General features: G+C 36.7%; 19 protein-coding genes and 2 riboswitches. Of the genes, 5 read left to right on the forward strand and 14 right to left on the reverse strand.

The window, feature by feature from the left end:
* Positions 1 to 5: 5 nt before the first annotated feature.
* Entirely contained in the window at positions 6 to 1,331 is a 1,326-nt protein-coding gene (locus tag AC1DCY_RS12790) for an amino acid permease (protein ID WP_477350622.1), read from the reverse strand.
* Between the two features lie 25 nt (positions 1,332 to 1,356).
* Positions 1,357 to 2,292, reverse strand: coding sequence for an arginine deiminase family protein (locus AC1DCY_RS12795; RefSeq protein WP_477350624.1), 936 nt, complete (start codon positions 2,290 to 2,292; stop codon positions 1,357 to 1,359).
* Positions 2,293 to 2,629: 337 nt separating this feature from the next.
* On the opposite strand from AC1DCY_RS12795, the gene AC1DCY_RS12800 reads away from it, so the two are divergent.
* Positions 2,630 to 3,070 (forward strand): NUDIX hydrolase, encoded by a 441-nt coding sequence (locus AC1DCY_RS12800; protein WP_477350625.1) that lies wholly within the window; start codon positions 2,630 to 2,632, stop codon positions 3,068 to 3,070.
* 136 nt (positions 3,071 to 3,206) lie between these two features.
* On the opposite strand, the gene AC1DCY_RS12805 is transcribed toward AC1DCY_RS12800, so the two are convergent.
* Complete coding sequence (locus AC1DCY_RS12805; RefSeq protein ID WP_477350627.1) at positions 3,207 to 3,434, reverse strand: transcriptional regulator SplA domain-containing protein; 228 nt, start codon at positions 3,432 to 3,434, stop codon at positions 3,207 to 3,209.
* Between the two features lie 276 nt (positions 3,435 to 3,710).
* Between AC1DCY_RS12805 and AC1DCY_RS12810 the strand changes: the two genes are divergently transcribed.
* Positions 3,711 to 6,860, forward strand: a complete 3,150-nt coding sequence (locus AC1DCY_RS12810; RefSeq protein WP_477350629.1) for a stalk domain-containing protein — start codon at positions 3,711 to 3,713, stop codon at positions 6,858 to 6,860.
* A gap of 519 nt (positions 6,861 to 7,379) precedes the next feature.
* Here AC1DCY_RS12810 and AC1DCY_RS12815 read toward each other — a convergent pair.
* The 11 genes from AC1DCY_RS12815 to ribE all read right to left on the reverse strand — a co-directional run bounded on the left by AC1DCY_RS12815 (position 7,380) and on the right by ribE (position 17,057).
* Positions 7,380 to 7,889 (reverse strand): QueT transporter family protein, encoded by a 510-nt coding sequence (locus tag AC1DCY_RS12815; RefSeq protein WP_477350631.1) that lies wholly within the window; start codon positions 7,887 to 7,889, stop codon positions 7,380 to 7,382.
* 152 nt (positions 7,890 to 8,041) lie between these two features.
* Positions 8,042 to 8,797: a 3-oxoacyl-ACP reductase gene (locus tag AC1DCY_RS12820; protein ID WP_477350633.1), complete on the reverse strand. Its 756-nt coding sequence runs from the start codon at positions 8,795 to 8,797 to the stop codon at positions 8,042 to 8,044.
* Between the two features lie 55 nt (positions 8,798 to 8,852).
* Positions 8,853 to 9,074, reverse strand: coding sequence for a DUF2829 domain-containing protein (locus tag AC1DCY_RS12825; protein WP_049666662.1), 222 nt, complete (start codon positions 9,072 to 9,074; stop codon positions 8,853 to 8,855).
* A gap of 357 nt (positions 9,075 to 9,431) precedes the next feature.
* Positions 9,432 to 9,803 carry a hypothetical protein gene (locus AC1DCY_RS12830; RefSeq protein ID WP_477350636.1) on the reverse strand — a complete coding sequence of 124 codons (372 nt, stop codon included), beginning with the start codon at positions 9,801 to 9,803 and terminating at the stop codon, positions 9,432 to 9,434.
* Positions 9,804 to 9,932: 129 nt separating this feature from the next.
* Positions 9,933 to 10,781 (reverse strand): GNAT family N-acetyltransferase, encoded by an 849-nt coding sequence (locus AC1DCY_RS12835; RefSeq protein WP_477350638.1) that lies wholly within the window; start codon positions 10,779 to 10,781, stop codon positions 9,933 to 9,935.
* Positions 10,782 to 10,800: 19 nt separating this feature from the next.
* Positions 10,801 to 11,364, reverse strand: coding sequence for a histidine phosphatase family protein (locus AC1DCY_RS12840; RefSeq protein WP_477350640.1), 564 nt, complete (start codon positions 11,362 to 11,364; stop codon positions 10,801 to 10,803).
* Between the two features lie 240 nt (positions 11,365 to 11,604).
* Complete coding sequence (locus tag AC1DCY_RS12845; protein WP_477350642.1) at positions 11,605 to 12,909, reverse strand: sensor histidine kinase; 1,305 nt, start codon at positions 12,907 to 12,909, stop codon at positions 11,605 to 11,607.
* 744 nt (positions 12,910 to 13,653) lie between these two features.
* A complete protein-coding gene (locus tag AC1DCY_RS12850; protein WP_477350644.1) occupies positions 13,654 to 15,102 on the reverse strand; it encodes a spore germination protein in 1,449 nt (482 codons plus the stop codon).
* A 171-nt stretch (positions 15,103 to 15,273) separates the two neighbouring features.
* Positions 15,274 to 15,741 (reverse strand): 6,7-dimethyl-8-ribityllumazine synthase, encoded by a 468-nt coding sequence (gene ribH, locus AC1DCY_RS12855; protein ID WP_477350646.1) that lies wholly within the window; start codon positions 15,739 to 15,741, stop codon positions 15,274 to 15,276.
* A gap of 17 nt (positions 15,742 to 15,758) precedes the next feature.
* Positions 15,759 to 16,397 carry a 3,4-dihydroxy-2-butanone-4-phosphate synthase gene (gene ribB, locus AC1DCY_RS12860; protein ID WP_477350648.1) on the reverse strand — a complete coding sequence of 213 codons (639 nt, stop codon included), beginning with the start codon at positions 16,395 to 16,397 and terminating at the stop codon, positions 15,759 to 15,761.
* Positions 16,398 to 16,418: 21 nt separating this feature from the next.
* Entirely contained in the window at positions 16,419 to 17,057 is a 639-nt protein-coding gene (gene ribE, locus AC1DCY_RS12865) for a riboflavin synthase (protein ID WP_477350650.1), read from the reverse strand.
* A 142-nt stretch (positions 17,058 to 17,199) separates the two neighbouring features.
* Positions 17,200 to 17,325, reverse strand: a riboswitch (FMN riboswitch).
* Positions 17,326 to 17,450: 125 nt separating this feature from the next.
* A riboswitch (FMN riboswitch) is annotated at positions 17,451 to 17,576 on the reverse strand.
* A 454-nt stretch (positions 17,577 to 18,030) separates the two neighbouring features.
* Between ribE and AC1DCY_RS12870 the strand changes: the two genes are divergently transcribed.
* The 3 genes from AC1DCY_RS12870 to AC1DCY_RS12880 all read left to right on the forward strand — a co-directional run bounded on the left by AC1DCY_RS12870 (position 18,031) and on the right by AC1DCY_RS12880 (position 20,863).
* On the forward strand, positions 18,031 to 19,155 hold the full coding sequence (locus AC1DCY_RS12870) for a YibE/F family protein (RefSeq protein ID WP_477350652.1): 1,125 nt from the start codon (positions 18,031 to 18,033) through the stop codon (positions 19,153 to 19,155).
* Positions 19,155 to 19,931 (forward strand): YibE/F family protein, encoded by a 777-nt coding sequence (locus AC1DCY_RS12875; protein ID WP_477350654.1) that lies wholly within the window; start codon positions 19,155 to 19,157, stop codon positions 19,929 to 19,931. The genes AC1DCY_RS12870 and AC1DCY_RS12875 overlap by 1 nt, the downstream gene beginning before the upstream one ends.
* A gap of 314 nt (positions 19,932 to 20,245) precedes the next feature.
* On the forward strand, positions 20,246 to 20,863 hold the full coding sequence (locus AC1DCY_RS12880; RefSeq protein ID WP_477350656.1) for an HAD-IA family hydrolase: 618 nt from the start codon (positions 20,246 to 20,248) through the stop codon (positions 20,861 to 20,863).
* The last annotated feature ends 206 nt before the right edge of the window (positions 20,864 to 21,069 follow it).

A 21,069-nucleotide genomic window follows, 5' to 3' on the forward strand; every position in this document is an offset into this window, starting at 1 on the left:
AGATGTTAAACATGCTTACCGTGTTTTTGCCTTTTCATGACAATCCAAGTCGCAATTCCTATAATGATGATAAAAAGCAGGCTCACGAAAAAACCGAGTCTGCTTGTTTTTTCCCCTAACGTCCCAGACACCGTCACCACAATGAGCAACATTCCGATACCATTCTTCACATGCTCCCACTTCGTCAGTTCCATTAGCTTTCTATATGTCACTAATATAAAGAGCCAGTTATAAATTAGCATTAAACCTGCAGCTGTAACTAAATATTCAAAAATCTTTTCTGGCATAAGAAAGCCTATAACAATAGTTATGATTAAACCACTAGCTAAAAAGAGAAATGCAGGAAATGGAACCTTCATCTTCCCTTTTTTTGCTAAAGCCGTTGGAGCATCATGATCCTCTGCCAATGTAATGAGAATCGTTATGACCGCGTATAGAGAGGCTACCATTGTTGAAAAACCTGCAATAATCAGCACTCCGTTAAAAATGTCTGCAAAAAAAGGTATGTGATATCCATTAAGCGCTGTAATAAATGGGCTTTCCTCAATATTAAAGTCCTGCCAAGAAACAAGCGCCAAGGCAAGCATAATAGCCATTATAAAAATGATAGTTATAGCAATAAGCATCACTTTTCCAGCTTTCGGTGCTTCTTTAGGATTTTTTAAATCTATGACCATTAAACCCATAACTTCAATTCCTCCAAATGCATAAAAGGCATATAGCAGCCCAAGCCAAATCCCTTTCACACCTTGTGAGAAAAATTCTTCATAATTTGCATACAATGCATCGAGTGTAGTTGATTCCGAATTAAATCCTTTTATTATTAAAACAACCGCTACTATAATAAACATTACAACCGCTGCTGCCTTTAACGCACCAAAAATATTTTGAAATTTTTCAAAGCCTTTCATGCCAGTAAGAATAACGACTAACGCAAGTGCAGCATAAATAGAGGCAGATACCCATAATGGAAGCGCAGGAAACCACAGCTTTGTAAAAATACCAAGCGCCATCAATTGGCTACCCATAATAAGCATCTCAGAAATTAAGTAAATCCAGCCATTACTAAATCCTGCCCATTTGCCAAAAGCTTGCTTAGCATAAGTACGGAACGAACCCTTATCCGGATTGTCAACTGACATCTTAACAAGAGCGTCATAGACAATGTACGTAGCAATCGCCGCCAACAAAAAGGGAATCACAACAGCAGGACCACTTTTATGAATGGCCATACTTGTCCCAAGAAAAAATCCTGTTCCAAGTGTACAACCTATACCGAGAAGCGAAAGCTGCCACCAAGACAACCTCCCTTTCCTTGATTTAGATGTCATTTTGATCAACCTTCCTGCCTTTTTGCTACTTTCTTAACAATGGCAATGTCATGCAACGAATGCCACCACCGCCTTTTTCAAGCTCCGAGACCTCAATTTCTATCAAATTTTTCTTTTGCAATAGAGGATGCTTCGTCCATTGCTGCTTCGTTGCTTGCTTACTAATCAATAGTGTTTCGGGATTAAGATTAATAAAATTGATATCAGGGATTGTATTATATTTTTCAAGCCAGTAAACGTCAAAGCCATGGTGATTCAAAAATTGCTCGGTCATTTCAAAACGACTTGTTTGAGCTGTAAATACGTGTACAGGAAAATAACGTATAAAGTTTTTAGCTATTAACAGATTAGCATTCGTTACATTACAATTCATATCCAAATGAAGTGTATCGGAGCGTCTCGGTAAATCAATGATCGCAATTTCTGAAAATCCTTCTTGGAAGATACGATCCTTGATACTTTCCACAGCCTCTAGCGTCGTTCTCATTCCAATATTAATAAGTATCGCATCCTTATTTAAAATCAGTACGTCTCCACATTCTAAAGCAGTAGAAGGTTGTTTAACTTTTAAAATTTTTTCTGGAAACCACTTTTCTAATAATGAGTGTGCATGTGGATACTCTGGACGCCTTAGCGAACTACCTGCCTCCCCAAGGAAAATACTATTTCCTATAACACAGGCAAGATCGCGTACAAAGTATCTATTAATAAGCTGCTCACTTACTGTTTTGACATCAGTTGATAGCTCTTTCGAATAATCAATAACCTGGACACCCTCATTTTCTAGCGTTGTCTTAAATTCCATGAAATTCTCCATCGCTTTTACATGATTGACAGCAGCACTCCATCCTACATTTTCAGCTATTGTTAAATCTGGTACATCTAATTTTGAAGGTGCACAAAGCATAACAACCTTAAGCTCTTCATGCTCCGACCAACAATTTGGTTGAAATGAGTCCATAGTGTCTCTCCCCTTCTTGGATTATTATCTCCGCTTAGCGTTACCATCAAGATTGGGATTATACAAATACAGGGAGGATTTTTTGTAATTTAGATAATTCATCTATATAAGGATAAAAACAATTACAGAAATGAGTGTAACTATGGAATACTATCAATTATGCCTCGGCATAATTGCGTCCGGAATCGACTTTGTGCTCGCACAAAGAACTCCTTCCCGATTCTGCGACATCCGCCGGAGGCTTTGGGCCAACACGATGTTGGTCACTCAGTAGTTGCCACAGGACGTGGCGTTCTTAGACTGAGTTCCTCTATTTCAGCGGATGTTTGAACACCCGTTGAAAGAAGTTAAATTTTTAAGACAATATGTAGGACACCAACCCATCATTTTACCTAGTTCAGTTGTAATAATTCTCAATAACGCAAATGAAGTGTTATTACAAAAAAGATACGATGGAGGTTGGGGGCTTCCAGGTGGTTTGATGGAATTAGGCGAAAGCTTAGAAGATACCGCAAAAAAAGAAGTATTAGAAGAAACAGGTTTAGTTATAGAGGACCTAAAGTTATTAGGTATTTTTTCAGGTACAGATTATTATCATAAAGTTTCGAATGGGGATGAATTTTACTCCGTTACGGCAGTCTATTATACAAGAAATGTTAAAGGCGATTTAGTTATTGATTATAAAGAATCAGAGACAATGCAATATTTCTCACTATTCAAATTACCAGATGGATTAGATCGCAGATTTATTGAACCCTATATTAACGCAGTTAGTTAAAGAATAAGATTTCGAGAGAATACTTAATAATCTTTATTTTCTCTCATAAAGTGTTGTAAAGCGCTCTTTAGTAACCTATGCTACTTTTTAATGTTGGAAAATCAATTCTAAAGAAACTAATTATTTTCAGCCTCTATCAATGAAAATACTGATGATAAGCTTGCTCAGCATCCATTTCGCTCGTAAATATTAACATATCATTTGTTAGCGGATAGTACGTCTCAAAGAGGAATAGCGCCAGCTCCTGTGAGTTATCCGGATTGTTCACTACTGCAGCTTCCTGTATGTTTACTACTTCATCAATTGATGAATGTTGATAAAAAATGAAAACTATATCCCCTGCACTATATTGCTGTTGCTTCATTCCATCACCATCCTATGCCTTTTCACTAGTTTGGTGTAAGAAGATGTTAATTATAATCAATTTTTGGTTCTCATGTAGATTTTCATTAAAAATTTTGAATTAGAACGATCACCCCACTAGCAACACTCCCTATCTAGATGGCATCACCTTCTTCTTGGTTAAATTTTCTTCACGAGGTAATGATATGAAACTTTTCTGCCTGTTGGTACGTACTAATTATAAGATGATATTTATCATCTTCAGGTTAACAGAAAGGCATGAGGAAGGGTGGAATTTATGAAGAAAATATGGACTATGCTTCTTGCAGTGATACTTATTGTACCGTTATTGCTGCAGCCAGCGACCGCTCAAGCGGCAAGGGCCATTACAATTTATGTGGACGGGGTTCAATTAAAGACCGACCAGCCGCCAGTGATGGTTCAAGGGCGCGTTATGCTGCCGCTTAGAGCAATTTTTGAGGCATTGGATGCAAACGTGGATTGGGATCGAAAGAATCAAACCGTTACTGGGATTAAAGGAGGTACAACGGTAGTTCTCAAGATTAAATCGAAGGTAGCTACTATCAATGGCGAGAGAGTTACGCTTGATGTACCAGCACAGATAATAAATGGCAGAACAATGGTGCCAGTACGCTTTGTTAGTGAAGCGCTTGGTCAGGATGTTGACTGGAACTCGTATAATCAGATCGTAACTATTAACTCTGACACCCCTGGCAACCCTGACACTCCTAGCAATGTCAGTATTTCTCCAGCGAGCTATGTGTCGGGTCGAGATGTTGGCAATCAGGGAGATGGGCGTGACCTGGAGGTTAGCTTCTCCAAATCGTCTACTGAATCACTTGTGGATCATTACCGGGTTCTCGTTGTGAAGGCTTCAAAAAGCTTCAATCAGGCGTCGGCCCTGAAGGTCTCCGCTTCAAATTATACGAAAGTATCGACTACCGGCTCGAATCGTTCTATAACATTATCCCAAAGTTCACGGGATGTGGACGGAGACTACATTAAAAATGATCAGCCTTATGTGGTCTATGTACTTGCTGTTGGGAAAGGTTCTTATACCAGCGTATTATCGAATTCTTCTCCGAAGATTACTCTAACGAACATGTCTTCGGTTCCAGAGGTAACAAATGTGAAGATTAGCGATATTAGCGATTTCGGCGATGGACGTGATATCTCGGTTAGTTTCACTCGTCCGCAAAATGACAATAATATTTCGAATTACCGTGTGTTTATCGTAAAGAGCAAGGATGCTAACAATTTCAGTCTTACTACTGCGAATAATTTATCTAGTAGCTACTATACGACAATGTATAAATCGGGGAGCAACGGCGGTACGATGACAGGAACTCTGTCTTCCTCAGCACGTGATACGGCCGGTGATTCCATTAAGAACGGCGTATCTTATACAGCATTCGTCCTGTCAGTTAGCAGCACTGATTCTGCTGTTAATAAACTGTCGACTGCTTCTTCGTCAGTAACACTTAGTCCAAATACAGTGGCTACTCCTGTTATTACTCAAGTTGATGATGTCAATGACTATGGGGATGGACGCGATCTGCGAATTAGCTTCAACAAAATATCCAATGAGTCTAACATTAGCTCTTACCGGATTTTTGTTGTAAGAGCCAGCAACTATTCGAACTTCACATTGACGAAGGCGAACAGTCTGTCCAGCTCTTATTACACGCAGGTGAACAAGACGGGCTACAATATTACTCAGGTTCTCTCTTCAGGCGCACGAGATACAGATGGTTATGCCATTCAGAATGGGGTCAGCTATCGTGTATTCGTAATGGCTGTAGCTACGAACTCAGGGAATAACGTGTTATCGTCTGCTTCCAATGCGATTACGCTATATAGCAGCAATGTGGGTGCAGTATCGAATCTCTATGCCAGCGATGTGAATGATTATGGCGACGGCCGTGATCTCTATGTCTCTTTCACTAAAGCAGCAGATGAGTCTAATATTAGTCACTATCGCATCATGGTTGTTCCAACAGCGTATTACAGTAACTTCAGTCTTTCGGATGCTAATAATGTATCCAGCAGCAATTATACGACTGTGAGCAAGTCAGGTAATAACACATACGGGCAGGCGCTCTCGGGAAATGCTCGGGATGTACGCGGCAATTCTATCAAGGAAGGTACTAGCTACCGTGTCTATGTTCTCTCGGTAGGCTATGGTAATTATTCCGGCAGCAATGCGCTGTCCGCACCGACGTCTACGATTACGCTCGGTAAGAACTACAATGTGCAGGCTGTAACAAGTCTGACTGTCGCTGATGTAAATGATTATGGAGATGGCCGTGATTTACAGGTATCGTTCACAAAGCCTTCCGATGAAACAAATGTCAATCAATATCGGATTTTTGTCGTACCGACAGCTTATTACAGCAGCTTCAACCTATCACAAGCCAATAGTAGCTCTTATTACATCACTGAAAGCAAAGGCGGGAATAAATCGCAAACTAGAACGTTAGATGGGGCTCGAGATGTTCGTGGTAATTTCATTACGGAAGGCACAAGCTACCGTGTCTATGTACTAACTGTAGCTAACGGAAATTCTTCAAGCGCCAATGCTCTATCTTCTGATTCATCGGTGATTACACTTACTAAGAACAAAGCCGTTCAAGCGGTAAGTAATGTTAAAGCAAGCGATGTTGGTGATAATGGAGATGGCCGAGATTTACAGGTATCGTTCAATCATGCATCTGATGCATCGAATATTAGCGAATATCGAATTATGGTAGTACCTAAAAATAAAACATTCAATACTTCAATTGCAAGCAACATTCAATTGCCAAACTATACTGCCGTAAGTACTTCTGGCAGCAGTACTAGCCAGGTTCTTAACGTTAAGGCAACGGATATAGATGGGAATTCTATCACTAACGGTACGCCTTATAACGTCTACGTAGTGTCAGTTGGAAAAGGCAGTTCAGCCGGCACAGTTACATTGTCTGGCGCTTCGAATGATATTACGTTAACCAATTCTGCCGCAGTAGAAGCAGTAACTAATGTAAGCCTTTCTTCCGCGGGGAATACTGGCACCTACGAAGACATACGGATTAGCTTCGATAAAGTAGGCAATGAAAACAACGTAACAGAATATCGAGTTTTCTTGATTCCATCAAAAGATGTAGGAAACTTCAAGTTATCGGATGCGAATAATGGCAATCCACAGAATTACACATCATTCAAGCCGAACGAAAATACTAAAAGTGCATCTATAAAGATGTATGATGCATTTGGAACTAAAATCAATACTGATACTACTTATCAAGCTGTAGTAATGACCGTAGCCAAATCGGGAAATGGAAGTTTAAATATGTTATCTTTACCGTCTACTCAGTTCATACTTCAGCCTATACAAGCTGATCCCCCGTCAGATGAGGTAAAGTCTGTCCCATCTGACACTCAACTTTAAGAGATCAGTAATACTTCTTCACAAAAAGGACTCCTCAGGTGGTGCTTCATGGACCATCAGAGGGGTCCCTTCTTGTTATGCGCAGTACAGCACATTTGTCCTTCGATATGGTTGACTGGCCTAAACTGACATAGGGTATTCAAGAAGATGGACAATAGTAAAACAAACTAGAGATTTAGGATAAGGTGGACATAGATTCATGAAGAAGGTCGATTTAATGATTCGTAAAATTTAATTTGTAGAGGCGCAGCGTGTGTTTATCGAACGGCCGCGGAATATCGCCAAAGAGCTGGGAGTCGAGATGATCTTCGAAGAGAATCATCGCCCGGATTTTGTGCTGAATATAGCAGACAGAATCCGGACAAAGAGGCTCATATGGTGTTTTACGAAATGCGCTACAAGGAACGTATGGAAAAAATACGACTTTCCTCATAAAGTGAAGTTCTAATATGCTCTGACCCAGGCGGAAGTAGTTGAGCTTATGAACTCCGCCCAAGGTGTACTGGGTCATACATTAAATTATTTCGATAAATCAATTTTTTTATTTAATAAATAAATAGTCATACCACCAACAGTCATTGACAATAGCTCACCAATCCCAACCGTAAACCAAGTTGCCCAAAATGGAAGATCATAGAGAATTGTTAATTGTCCTGCAACGGTGAACATTGATAGAGCAAAAATCAATGCGGTTACAACCATTTTCACAAGATCATTTTTTATATTTTTCGTTACTCTTCGGCAAAGAATTAATACTAAAAATGTCGCAATTCCACCAATAGGTACATCTAATACCCACGTTGGTGACATAAAATTTGCGAGTACTACTCCTAGAGTCACGGCTAATACATAGCGCTTGTTGTATAAGGCCAGGTAGTTAAACATCTCCGACAAGCGTAGTTGAACTGCCCCAAAACTAATGACTGACAATAAAACAGTTACAGCCACATATAAAGCTGCAACTAGCGCCGTCTTTGTAAGTTCGGTTACAGAAGTACGGCTAGAATCTTTTTCAATAGATGTATTCAATTTTATTCTCCTTTGTAAAATAGCACGTCCGCTATTTTAGTAATAACTACGGCCAAAGGAAGAGAGCTTTTCGCCCTATCTGAAGTGCCGCAGTGCAAGCTGAATTTTGCTTACTTGCGTATTATAGCAGAAGGATTTAATATTGAACAATACTATTTAGTAAGCCATCCGCCATCAATCGGTATAATTGCACCATGTATATAATCAGCTGATTGACTAGCCAAATAAAGTGTTAAACTCGCCACTTCACTAGGTTGAGCCCAGCGTCCAGCAGGCGTTTCATTGGCTACCCATTCTGCGATTTCTCCATCTCCTTCAAAATCTGCCTTGTTCATCGGTGTTTGAATGGCTCCAGGTGCAATGGCATTGGCACGAATTCCTTCACGACAATAATCTAAGTCCAACTGCTTCGTATAGCCTACAATCGCATGTTTAGACGCTGTATACGCCGCCCCACCACCGCCTGCAACAAGCCCTGCAATAGATGCCATATTAATGATTACGCCTGATTTTCTTTTTACCATATGGGGTAATATCGTATTGGTTACAAAAAAAGTACCTTTTACATTGGTATTCATAATTTTATCCCAAAGCGCCTCATCTGTATCAAGCGTTTTTGCAAAGCCATCTAAAACGCCCGCGGTATTTAATAAAATATCTACCTGCTTAAATATTAAAATTGCAGCTTCAAATGCTTGCTCTACATCCTTCTTATTGCACACACTACCTACTCTATAGGCAAATTGTTCAGGATATTGGTGATGTAGATTTACTAACCCTTGTTCATCTAAATCAAAACCGAATACATTCGCCCCATTTTCTAAAAATGCACTAGCTTGAGCCTGTCCAATTCCTGAAGCAGCCCCTGTTACAAATACCGTCTTGCCCTTATATTCTTCAAAAGTCATATATATCTCTCCTCAAAAAACAAAGAAACCACCTCATTTGAGATGGCACTTTCGATTAATTGACAATAATCCAGTCTTCCGCTAATAAATCACAGACTGTCGGTGTGAACATTGTATAGCCCTCACCACGTACATTAATTAAAAAATAAGGATTCAAAGCCTCGCCATCATGTTCGCTTTGTCCAACAAGCTTCACATACAATTCGGCACCGCCCCAACCTTTACGAATTACTTTTTCTCCCGCTTTCAAGCGTGGTAATATCTCTTCAAACGTCATTTAAATTCATCCTTTATTTACATTCTTTATCGGGATTAGTATACTGGAATTCTTGAATGTTTACAACCTGATCAATTATGCCTCGGCATAATTGCGTCCGGAAGCTTTAACTTCTTTCAGCAGGTGTAGAGATGGAAGAAATTTGTAGCTAACACTTCGCTTTCTCGACAAAAGATATTTGTAACTGCCGTTTCACTTACGTTACATAAAACACTTGTAACTGCCGTTTCACTTTCGTTACATAAAACACTTGTAACTGCCGTTTCACTTTCGTTACATAAAACACTTGTAACTGCCGTTTCACTTTCGTTACATAAAACAAATGCTGATAGAAGTTAAAAATCCAAATAATGATAACTAACCCTCAAGCAAAGCAGTATAAAGTATTTGTTGCCCATTTATATCTGCAATGATTGTATAAATATTATTATCATTTGTAGAGAAAATCTCTGTTCCACTTTCCAATTTTGTAGCATAAAAATCTTTGAAATTTTTAGAGGAATTTGTAGTTTTAATAATTTCCCCTATTTTCTCACACTTCGTATATTCTAATTGTTTCTTCGATTCCAAGCTTGTAGCATTAATATAAATCAAATTATTATATTGAAGAATATCCGCTTGGGAATGTTCTGTAAGAATATATTTCGCAGTAGGATTAGTATTTATAGCCGGTGTACAACCTACCAATACCAGTATTAGTAAATTACATATGAGTAGCATTTTCCTCATAACTTAACACACCTTCTTTTTAAAACTAATTAATACAACTGAAGTTTAATTCAATTTCATCAACATTGGCCTTCCATAACGTTGACATTTCAAACCTTTCGTAATTTTCTCTACTCACCTCGCAAACTCTTAAGCCATCTTCTTCTTCATTTGCACTTGCTCTGTCTTCACTTCTAACCCATTTTCCATCAAATAGCTCGTGACTGGATTACTTGCTAAAAAGTTCACTGTGGCTAGTTTTACTTTGTGATTTGTGATGCTTGCGATAAAGTGTGGAATTTGTTCTACAGTACCATTCTCCAACAGTTCTAATTGATAAAGCACTAGACTGTCGATGGCTCCATCCTGATCCCATACTGTTCTATATAACATATAGCCAATCGCTTCATTATTCTCGTTATAAAAAACTTTAGCCTCTCCCTGTTTATTGCTTTGCCAGTTACATTGCCAAGGAACATCTTCCTGATAAAAAGATAAATGCGGTAGCTGCTCTGGCCGAATAGTTTCCACATGGAATGCGGCTTTCTTTTCAACATTCACTTCATATTCGCCACTTAAAAATAACAATTGATTTGTAATTGTATAGCCATATTTCTCATATAATGCAATTGCTACTTTATTCTCTTTTATAGCTTCGAGCGTTGCTACTTCCACATTCTCTCTTTCATAAATGGCGATTGTTTCTTCCATTAACACACGAGAAACACCTTTCCCGCGATAGTCTGGAGAAATGCCTGTTCCACCATTCCAAGAGGTTTTCTTACCATCCATTCGTCTAAAGCCATTTAATACAATGCCAACAGGATTATGATGATCAAATGCGACAATTGATAGCTCTGGCGATAGTCCTTCTCCAACGAGTCGGTTTAAAAACATCTCTTCATTCATTTCTATTCGTACAAAATACCCCTCAAAGCCTTTATTCCAAGCTTTTAAAACTTCCTCTAAAGTGCACTGTGAGACCGTTTTTATTTCCATGCTTTCCCCCATCCCTAGCTTAATTGGAGCTACTACCTAAAAGCAGTAGATCTTCTAAAGTTAATTTTTTTATTATTTCATACCCATTTCCAGGACCTTCTGGCTTAACAATAGCCATTCCCATATTAGAAATATTCCCTAATCCAACACCTTCTGGAAAGCTATGGGCAATGATCACTTGATTCGTACCCTGCGGTGGCTTTCTTTCTAACATCGATTGGAGATTTGATAATATATTTGTTTTTTCAACGATAGGAATGTTTCCACCCAATTTATAAATTTCATACCCAATCGGATCAATTTGGATATAGGCATAAGGAAATGCGAGCTGTGCCGTTTCAATCGTACGACAAAAAGGACTTGCAACAATCGGTGAACTGATTGGAATTTGTAAATAGCGTAGCATTTGTCCAAAGTATGTGGCCTCCCTTCGCCCAACTTCAGACAAATTTCTTTGAGTATAACAATCTTGGAAATTTAAATATGCCTGATCTACCCCAACAGTTGCTTGGCCATGCCTTGCATACAAAACGAATCCACCCTTTTTCAATAAATCAAGAATTGATTTATCCAAATATTTCATCTCCTCCTAATAATAGCATTTTGATTATTAGTAATATATGAAATGAATTGCTCAAAAAATGTAATATGAAAGTTGAAACAGCTTTTGTATAATGAAGCTGTTATTTCACCGGTAGAGCCGTAAATTAGTCGGTAATTTCTTTATTTTGCCGGTAGAAATTCCACTTTAGCCGATAGCGGAATTTGATCAATAAAGATAAAAAACTTCCTACAATTTCCTGTAGGAAGTTTATAAAATTTACTATATTATTGGAATAGTTACTATTGCTGTTGTCTCTAAATGTTTTGATGAATCGATAGAAATTTGACCGTCGTACTTATTGACAATTTCATTCACAATAAACAAGCCCTGCCCTCTTATTTTACCATTTTCCGGCTTTTTGGTAGAAAATCCTTGCTTGAATATTTGCCCTGCTTCTACAATATTTGGTCCAGTATTTGTAACCTTAAATTCATATTGGGTGTCATCTACTTTACAGCAAATATTTATTTTACGTTGCTCTTCTGGTAATTCATTTGCCGCATCAATTGCATTATCTATTAAATTCGACAAGATTTTGATTAAATCCGTTGTTTTAATTTTATTAAATGAATCCTCTGAGACTGAAAAATCCATTTCAATATTATGATTTTGTGCAGTTAGTTTTTTCGTTTGTAATAATATCGACAAGCCAGGATGTTCAATGTTTAATTTGAGAGACTTAATAGCCTGAACCTCTTTGGATAATGAATATAAATATTGTTTGGCCTGATCAGGTTTGTCCAATTGCAGAAATCCATGTAATACTTGTATATGATTTGTGAAATCATGTCTTAAAGAGGACACGGAAGTGATTAAAGTTTTAATTTCTGCTTGATATGTATCTTCTGTTGCTCCAACTTCCTTCGCTACTTCTTTTTGATACCATCTCTGTAAGAAGAAAACAGAGCCAATAACGATTAAAATGAGTGCACCATTAAAAATAAAGATTAAAAGATTGTCTTTAATCACTTTTCCCTTGATGCCATTTAATGTGTCTGCACTAATATCAATGCCTATGTATGCAATAATCTCCCCTGCTTCATCTTTGACCGGTGCACCAACAGATAGGTAGGCGCCATGTACAGGATCTGATATTACTCCTGTTACATATGTTTCTCCTTTATAAGCTCTTTGCACTTGCATCTCGGGTACTGTACACTTCACTCCGATATCAAAGCCTTCAAAATCAGCTGGTAAACCCATAATCATTGCTCTGGATACTTTTGGATTATCAATCTCTAATGTATAAACAAATAAGGCACCTAGTTTTACTCTTGCATCATTTAAGTAGTTTCTTAATTGCCAATAATAATCGTTTTTCTCTGGGTTATCTAAAAATTGTTTGTAGGCCTCTACATCCATTGAAGATGCAATAGAATTAGCCGCTTCCAGACTTTGGTTCGCTATTGATTCTTCAACTGTCTTTTTTATCTTTATGTAGGATGTAAAGATGTTTAAACTTGTAAACAATATTAATAAGATAGTTGATAGTAATAAAATTAGTTTTATTTTTCGTGTTTTCATACAAGCTGGCACTTCCTCATCTATAGACATGAATAATGCCTTAATTTAATTTGAGCTTGGCTCTGGAGTTCTTAGACTGATTCCCCCTAATTTTAGCGGATGTTGGACACTCGCTGAAAAGTAACTTAAAACCCGCATTCATCTCACCATCTATATAGGTGGGAGACTTCAGCTGAAAGAAGTTAAATACAAAATTAGTCGAAAATGACATTATGTCATACTTTCTACTAGTGAAACATTCATTTCCAACAATCCTATTATACTATAGTAAACTTCTTTTTTTATGGTTGTTAAATCGCAAGATGTTTTAAAGAAGTTTGAATGGCAATGGCTATCTGCTTGCTTGTACGTTAAAAGCACCGTTCCAATTTATTAGGAAAAATGCAAACGATTCAGAATTCTTCGACCCTCTAAATAAGAATATTGGTTCTCATTTTATCATCACAAGCGAGTTTTGGCTATCACAAACCTACATTTCCGCACTTATTGTTTGGCCTTTTTTCTTCCCATTGTTGAGGTTAGAGTAGCACTAAAGAACTATTGTTTTTCTAAAATGATTTTTATTTTTTGAGCGAAACGCCGCCGCACTAGTCGCAAACAATAGTTTAATAATCCTTCTCTAGAAAGTAAACAAAAAAGGAGAACAACATTTTATCATGCCCCCCTCAAGTTAATAAAAGGTCAAGTGAAATTAGACACAAAAAGATCAGGCCAATAAAAGCCTGATCTCTTCATTCTAAGCATTTATTTGTTCTTACTCGAAGTCTTAGTCTCATCTTGTAAATTTAAAAATTTAGGTCGCGTACGATAACCTGCAGGAGATAGGCGAACTAAAGATTTTTTAATGTCCTGCCAATTTAAATCTGCGCCCATATTTAAGTACGGTACTCCTAATACTCGTATGTTTGCAGTATAAAGAAGTATGAAAAACACCGAAATAAAGAATCCAAATAACCCCAAAAAGGCAGATGCTAAAATGATGATTATCCTGAGAATGCTCATTGCTGTTACGATAGATTGATTGACGAGTGTAAAAGCTGCAATACTTGACGTAGCGATAACTACAATCATGGCAGGGCTCGTAACACCCGATTTAATGGCTGCATCTCCGATAATTAATCCCCCGACAACACTTATTGAACCACTGATAACATTGGGTAGATGTATATTTGCTTCTCGAAATAATTCAAACATAAAAAGCATCATTAAAATTTCAAGAATAGTTGGAAATGGGAGTCCCATTCTTGATTCAACAACTGTTGCCAATAGGATGAATGGCAATTGTTCTTGATGGTGGGTTGTTAGTGCAAGCCAAAAACCTGGTAAAAGTACACTTATTAAGATAGCTACTATTCGTAGTATACGCTCCATAGAGCTTACAATAATCGGATACTCATTATCCTCACCGGATTTAAAAAGTAACATTGAATTAGCCGGGGTAATGATGGCATATGATACTCCATCAACAATAATGATAATGCGTCCTCTACTTAAAGCTTGTACAGCAAAATCAGGGCGTCCAGTATAATCATGTCTAGGTAGGATTTTTGCACTTCTCTGCTCAATACTCTCCATCAATAAATCCCCACTAAATACAACATCCGTATCAACTCGTTGCAGCTTTAGTTTTATTTGCTCAAGCATCTTTTGATTGACGACATCTTCAAAATAAAGTACAGCTACAGTTGTTTTGGATCGTTTACCAAGTTCATAAGTCTCAACACTTAATGAATTAGTAGGTAATCGTTTTCGTAATAAAGCAATATTAATAAATACATCCTCAATAAAATCATCTCTCGGACCTTTAACTACTAACTCAAGGGTTGTTTCTTTAGGCTCCCGATTCGGTTTTTTAGCGATATAACTTGAATACAGCAAATTCATATCTTCAAAATAAAGTAAAACATATCCTTTATAAACTCTTGTGATGGCATCCTCTTTACTTGTTATTTTCTGAAGATGGGGAACATGTAAATTATTCTGTATATGTTCTTCTAACATTTCCTCTTCTGTGGTAGTGAATAATGATTGAATTCGTTGCACAATAACGGTCTGCAGTAACTTCTCATCAACCATCGCTTCACATTTTATCAAATGTACTTTATGTTGCTGGAATAAATACTCTTGGAATATCACATCAGCAGAGCGTTGAAATAGTGACTTCAAAGATTTCAAATTTAATTCTTGTTCCATTGAAGAAATATCCCTCATCTCCTACTGAGCCAGCTCCAAATTAGTACATTTATAAGTAATATCATAAATACACTTACGGATATTTTCCCCATGCTTTAGAAATATATTCATTTTAAAATGCTTTTCAGAATAATTTACCTTTGAAATTCCCATGCTATTATTAGGAAAGATTTATCCAATCATCTTCTTTAAATTTGCCATTTCAATAGCAGACATTGCTGCGTCATAGCCTTTATTTCCTGATTTTGTTCCTGCGCGTTCAATCGCTTGTTCAATATTTTCAGTAGTAACAATGCCAAAAATAACAGGTACATTTGTAGTTAGTGACACATTTGCAATTCCTTTTGCTGATTCATTACATACATAATCATAATGTGTTGTTGAGCCACGGATTACCGTACCTAATCCAATAATGGCATCATATTTCTTTGTTTCAGCTAACTGTTTTGCGATGAATGGCACTTCAAATGCACCAGGAACCCAAGCTACATCAATAGAATCCTCATTCACACCATGACGCTTCAAACCATCTAATGCACCGTCTAATAATTTGCTTGTAATAAATTCGTTGAAACGACCTACTATTACTGCTATTTTTAAATCCGTACCAATTAATTGTGCTTCGAATGTTTTACCCATTTTTTATTTACTCCTTTTTATATTGTCATTTTGTTTTTTTCCATTATTTGTTGACAACGATATGTTGCTAATGCTTCAATTGAAATCATTTTTAGATGATGTTGTGCTGCATATTTAACAAGGTCATTAAAGCGTAGCATTTTGCCATCGTCACCCATAATTTCGCAAATAACGCCCACAGGAATACTATTACACAGCTTGGCCAAATCAATTGTAGCTTCTGTATGTCCTCTACGCTCCAATACACCATTGTCTTTTGCTATTAACGGGAATACATGACCTGGTCTACGAAAATCTGCAGCTTTCGCTTGTGGCTCTAGCATTTTTTGTATTGTCATTGCCCGTTCAAAGGCGCTAATTCCAGTTGTTGTGTCTATGTGATCTATGCTAACGGTAAATGCCGTTTGATGATTATCTGTATTAATACTAACCATAGGCGCTAATGCTAATTTTTGTGCAAGCTGCTGTGATATCGGCGTACAAATAAGACCTCTTCCATAGGTCGCCATAAAGTTAATCGTTTCAGGGGTCATAAATTCCGCAAGTGCTAATAAGTCCCCTTCGTTTTCTCGGTCCTCATCATCAACTACAATAATCATCTTCCCTTGTTTTAAATCCTCTATTGCTTCTTCAATTGAATGTAGCAATGTCGCCACCTCCAGTTCTTAATGTATTGGTTAAAACCCATTTTGTGCTAAGAAGTCTCTTGTGATGATCGGCGGTTCCTGTCCATGCTTAAGTTGATGCAAAATGTATTTTCCAACTAAATCGGTTTCTACATTGACGAGATCACCAATCTTCTTCTTACCTAAAATTGTTTCCTTGTAAGTGTGGGGTATCAGGGATACTGTGACACCGTTTTTCTCGACATGAAAGAGTGTTAGACTCGTTCCGTCAATTGTGATGGACCCCTTTGGAATACAGAAGCTCGTTAACTCCGTTGATAGTTCAATATCAATATAGACTGCATTTGCTAATGGCCGGTTGCGTACTATTTTCCCTACCCCATCTACATGTCCAGATACAAAATGACCACCGAAACGCCCATTAGCTGACATAGCGCGCTCTAAATTTACCGGATCTCCAACTGCGAGTTGCTGTAAATTTGTTGCTCCCACTGTTTCAGGCATTACATCCATTGTTAGCTCCTGTTCATTAAAATGTATCACTGTTAAACAAACACCATTAACAGCAATACTGTCCCCGAGCTTTACATCCTTTACCATTTTCTTTGAAATAACGGTTATTTCCATACTTTGTCTATCGTTTTGCAAGGTTTTAATGGTACCAATATCCTCAACAATTCCTGTAAACATTTTTCCACCTACTTTCATTCATTTAATAATTTTCGTTCAAACAAAAAACCCCTTAAAATAAAGGGGTTTGGGAGTTCATATACATAAGACGTCAACAAATAAACCTCATGGATATAATATTTTTACCATAGGCTGTCATCTCATCGTTCTTCTCCCATCCAGACTGTCACTGTCGGTTTTGGATTTGCACCAAATCAGCTTGCGCTCACGGACTTTGAATTGCTTCATCACCGCCGATTGGGAATTTCACCCGACCCCGAAGAACTACTGCTATTCAATTTTTTAGCCAAATAAAACAAAAACTACTTCCCAACTAAACGACGGGAAGTAGTTCACATAAAAGCATACTCAAATAGACCTTATAAACTCTAACGAATTTAAAAAGCTCACACTTTTACCCTTCTCCCATCCAGACTATAACTGTCGGTTTTGGATTTGCACCAAATCAGCTTGCGCTCACGGACTTTGAATTACTTCATCACCGCCGATTGGGAATTTCACCCTACCCTGAAGGATATTTTTATTTAGCTATTTCTTACGATAACACTATTTTATTCTATTATCCAGATAATTGTTTATAATAATTTTCACTCTAATTAATTTCACATTCACAAGTGCCATGAAGCTTGCTTTATCTGAAGCTAAGAATAGGACCGCTTCTGCTACTTCTTCTGGTTCACCATGGTAGAAAAAGAACATTTCATGTGTGGATAAGCGATTTAATTAAAAACTTACACAATGAATAACAGCAACTTAATTATGCTATAACTAACTAAGTACGCTAAAAACCATATTTGCCATTCTATAATTTTGGAACCTCTATTCAATTAGCACGTTACTTAATAATGGCACTTTTGTTATTCTGCTTGACATTAAAAAATCATGTGTTATTGTGAGTTATTGTTTGTGTCAACTCTAACAATGAACACAACTTATATGATTAGATTCTCTATCCTCATTGGAGGTTTTTTTATTGCAAAACATCTTGAAAAAAAAATCTTTTAACAAAGTTATATTTTATACCTTTATCGCAATTTGCTTTATCGCTTCTGTTTTTTTCGTTTATCACAACGAAACATTTTATGACCGTCCAATTGCGGAAGTTATAAAAACGGAATTAAAAGAATCAAACTCTGTAACGGATATGTATGAAAATGATGATCATTTATTTACTCAGCAAATTACAGCTGTATTAAAAAATGGTGAAAAAAAAGGTAAGCTTATTCATTTTACAAATGAGTATTCAGCATCTGGAGCCTTCGATCAAGAGTACCATGTTGGGAATAAATTATTTGTTTCCATTAAAGCAAATACAGACAAAAATGGAGATTTAACTGGGACTATTTTAGATGTGAAACGTGATCAGTTCGTCTTAATAGTAGCTTGGATTTTTATTTTCGCTTTGCTGATTGTTGGTAAAAGACAGGGGTTATTTTCAATTATCAGTTTAATTGTAAATTCTCTTGTATTATCCTTTGCATTAGATTTATATGTACAATCAAATATAAATTTAATATTTATAAGCGGGGTATGTGTTCTTTTATTTACGATCATTTCTTTAATCCTCATTAACGGCTTGAATGAAAAAACATATGCAGCGATAGTTGCAACACTTATAGGAACATTTATTTCTATATTGATTAGCGCTTTAGTTTTGTGGATTACGTCTGAGAATGGGCTTCGATATGAAGAAATGCAATTTTTAACTCGACCTTATCGAGTGATTTTTATGGCTGGATTATTTATTGGAGCACTCGGAGCTGTAATGGATGTCTCCATCACAATGGCTTCTTCCATGTTCGCTTTATTTGAGCAAAATCAAAATATTTCTGACCAAGCACTGAAAACCTCAGGGATGGACATCGGGAAAGACATTATGGGAACGATTACAAGTATTTTGTTTTTTGTTTATATTTGTGGCTCAATCCCTATGTTGATTTTATATTTGAAAAACTCTTATCCATTAGGGCAAACACTTTCCATGAACCTTTCATTAGAATTAGCTAGGGCCCTGGCAGGTGGAATAGGTGTTGTCTTAACGATTCCGATCAGTTTATACACTTCTATTTTTTTCATTAATCGAAAGAGGGCAAAATAATGAATGTATTAGTATGGTTAACTGCCATTTTATTCATATTGATGATCGTTATTGGTGGAAAAAAAGGAGTACGATCTTTTCTATCTTTATTTTTAAACTTTGGAGTACTCTTTATAACTATCTTTTTAATGACCAGTCAGAAAAATAGTCCGATTATATTAACGCTCATTGCCTGTACCGTCATTAGCTGGATTAGCTTATTTTTTATTAATGAAACGAGCAGTAAAACGGTAACTGCATTCATTTCTACAATGATTACGATTGTAATTTTATTATTATTCATTGTTTTTGTAACAGAGAAGTCAATGATCCGAGGATTCGGGGAAGAATCCTCAGAAGAAATTAGCATATTTTCTCTTTATATTGGCGTCGATTTTGTACAAATTGGAGCTTCCGTTATTATTATGAGTACGATTGGGGCAATTTTGGATGTTGCCATTTCCATTGCTACTTCCATGCATGAGATTCTTCATCATAACCCGTTAATTAGCAGAAAAAAATTATTTACATCGGGTTTAAGCATTGGAAAGGACATTTTAGGTACCGATACAAATACATTATTTTTCGCTTTCTTCGGTGGATATTTAAGCTTGCTCATATGGTTTAAAGATTTATCTTATTCATTTGGGGAAATTGTTAATTCTAAAATATTTGCCACTGAACTTATAATGATATTCTGCGCAGGCATTGGAATCGCTCTTATCATTCCTATTACTTCTTCAGTAAATGCATATTATTTAACAAAAAAACGCGATACAACACAAGATGCTTCATAGTATTCGTACCTGTCACCCAGCTCAAACAACGGATGACAGGTACTTTTTTGTCCATTCAACCACATAAAAATTTTAGATGATTTCATTATTGAATTCGACGCATTTTTCGGTACAATATTTACCAAAGAACATGCCTTACGCCCCTTTACTAAAAAAAATATTTATCCATTAGTAAAAAAATTTATTCGTCTGGGGTTATTAATAATACTCTGTTACATATTCTGTATAATCATGTCATTATTTTAAAAATAGGCAGTAACATTTTCAAAAAAAAAACGTCTTTACAACTAGATGATTAAAGGAGAAAGTTTGTTATGAAATATATTATCTTTGATTTTGATGGAACACTGGCAGATTCTACAGCAGTGTTTGCATCAGCTTGGAATACGATTGCGCAAAAGTATAAATTTAAAGGAATAGAGTTAAAGGAAATCGAATCATTGAAAAAATTGTCTATAGCGGAACGCAGTAAATTATTCGACTTCCCTATGTATAAATTACCCATGATTTTACCACAGTTTTATCGCCTGTATCGCCAGTCATTAAACGATGTTCATCTTTATGATGGTATTAAAGAAGTCCTTATGGAAATTGATAAAAAGGGTTATAAAATCCTTATTATTTCCTCCAATTCACAGGAGAACATTTTAGAATTTCTAAAAATGAACAGCATTCATTGTGTGTCAAATGTTCTTTGTTCAAACCGTATTTTTGGAAAGGATAAAGTGATAAAAAAATTTTTAAAGGACTCAGGTATTACACCTTCAGAAGTTTTATACATTGGTGATGAGCAAAGAGATATTGTAGCCTGCAAAAAAGTGGGCGTGCCTATTATTTGGGTTGGTTGGGGATATGACGCTATTGAAGTTGTACAACAAGAGGAACCCGAGTACAAAGTCGATACTCCACAAGAAATTTTAAATATCATATAAACTAAGAGGATCATAGCGATTAAAAAAATCGCTATGATCTTCTTGTTGTTGAAAAAAATGGTTCTATAATATTTGTTGGGGTATTCACACAATTCCACGCATAAAAAAAGCACAGATTCACCGATTTATATATACTTGAATTGTCGAGAAACAAGTAATAGAAAGGTGAACTGTGCAAATGAATTTTAACATGAATATCCCAGGAT

The sequence above is a fragment of the Lysinibacillus sp. 10T31 genome (genome assembly GCF_056394365.1).

What these genes read in the sequence shown, in the direction of transcription:
- AC1DCY_RS12790 (WP_477350622.1), bottom strand. Translation starts at nt 1,331, where the DNA reads ATGACATCTAAATCAAGGAAAGGGAGGTTGTCTTGGTGGCAGCTTTCG.
- AC1DCY_RS12795 (WP_477350624.1), bottom strand. Translation starts at nt 2,292, where the DNA reads ATGGACTCATTTCAACCAAATTGTTGGTCGGAGCATGAAGAGCTTAAG.
- AC1DCY_RS12805 (WP_477350627.1), bottom strand. Translation starts at nt 3,434, where the DNA reads ATGAAGCAACAGCAATATAGTGCAGGGGATATAGTTTTCATTTTTTAT.
- AC1DCY_RS12810 (WP_477350629.1), top strand. Translation starts at nt 3,711, where the DNA reads ATGAAGAAAATATGGACTATGCTTCTTGCAGTGATACTTATTGTACCG.
- AC1DCY_RS12820 (WP_477350633.1), bottom strand. Translation starts at nt 8,797, where the DNA reads ATGACTTTTGAAGAATATAAGGGCAAGACGGTATTTGTAACAGGGGCT.
- AC1DCY_RS12825 (WP_049666662.1), bottom strand. Translation starts at nt 9,074, where the DNA reads ATGACGTTTGAAGAGATATTACCACGCTTGAAAGCGGGAGAAAAAGTA.
- AC1DCY_RS12830 (WP_477350636.1), bottom strand. Translation starts at nt 9,803, where the DNA reads ATGAGGAAAATGCTACTCATATGTAATTTACTAATACTGGTATTGGTA.
- AC1DCY_RS12835 (WP_477350638.1), bottom strand. Translation starts at nt 10,781, where the DNA reads ATGGAAATAAAAACGGTCTCACAGTGCACTTTAGAGGAAGTTTTAAAA.
- AC1DCY_RS12840 (WP_477350640.1), bottom strand. Translation starts at nt 11,364, where the DNA reads ATGAAATATTTGGATAAATCAATTCTTGATTTATTGAAAAAGGGTGGA.
- AC1DCY_RS12845 (WP_477350642.1), bottom strand. Translation starts at nt 12,909, where the DNA reads ATGAAAACACGAAAAATAAAACTAATTTTATTACTATCAACTATCTTA.
- AC1DCY_RS12850 (WP_477350644.1), bottom strand. Translation starts at nt 15,102, where the DNA reads ATGGAACAAGAATTAAATTTGAAATCTTTGAAGTCACTATTTCAACGC.
- ribH (WP_477350646.1), bottom strand. Translation starts at nt 15,741, where the DNA reads ATGGGTAAAACATTCGAAGCACAATTAATTGGTACGGATTTAAAAATA.
- ribE (WP_477350650.1), bottom strand. Translation starts at nt 17,057, where the DNA reads ATGTTTACAGGAATTGTTGAGGATATTGGTACCATTAAAACCTTGCAA.
- AC1DCY_RS12875 (WP_477350654.1), top strand. Translation starts at nt 19,155, where the DNA reads ATGAATGTATTAGTATGGTTAACTGCCATTTTATTCATATTGATGATC.
- AC1DCY_RS12880 (WP_477350656.1), top strand. Translation starts at nt 20,246, where the DNA reads ATGAAATATATTATCTTTGATTTTGATGGAACACTGGCAGATTCTACA.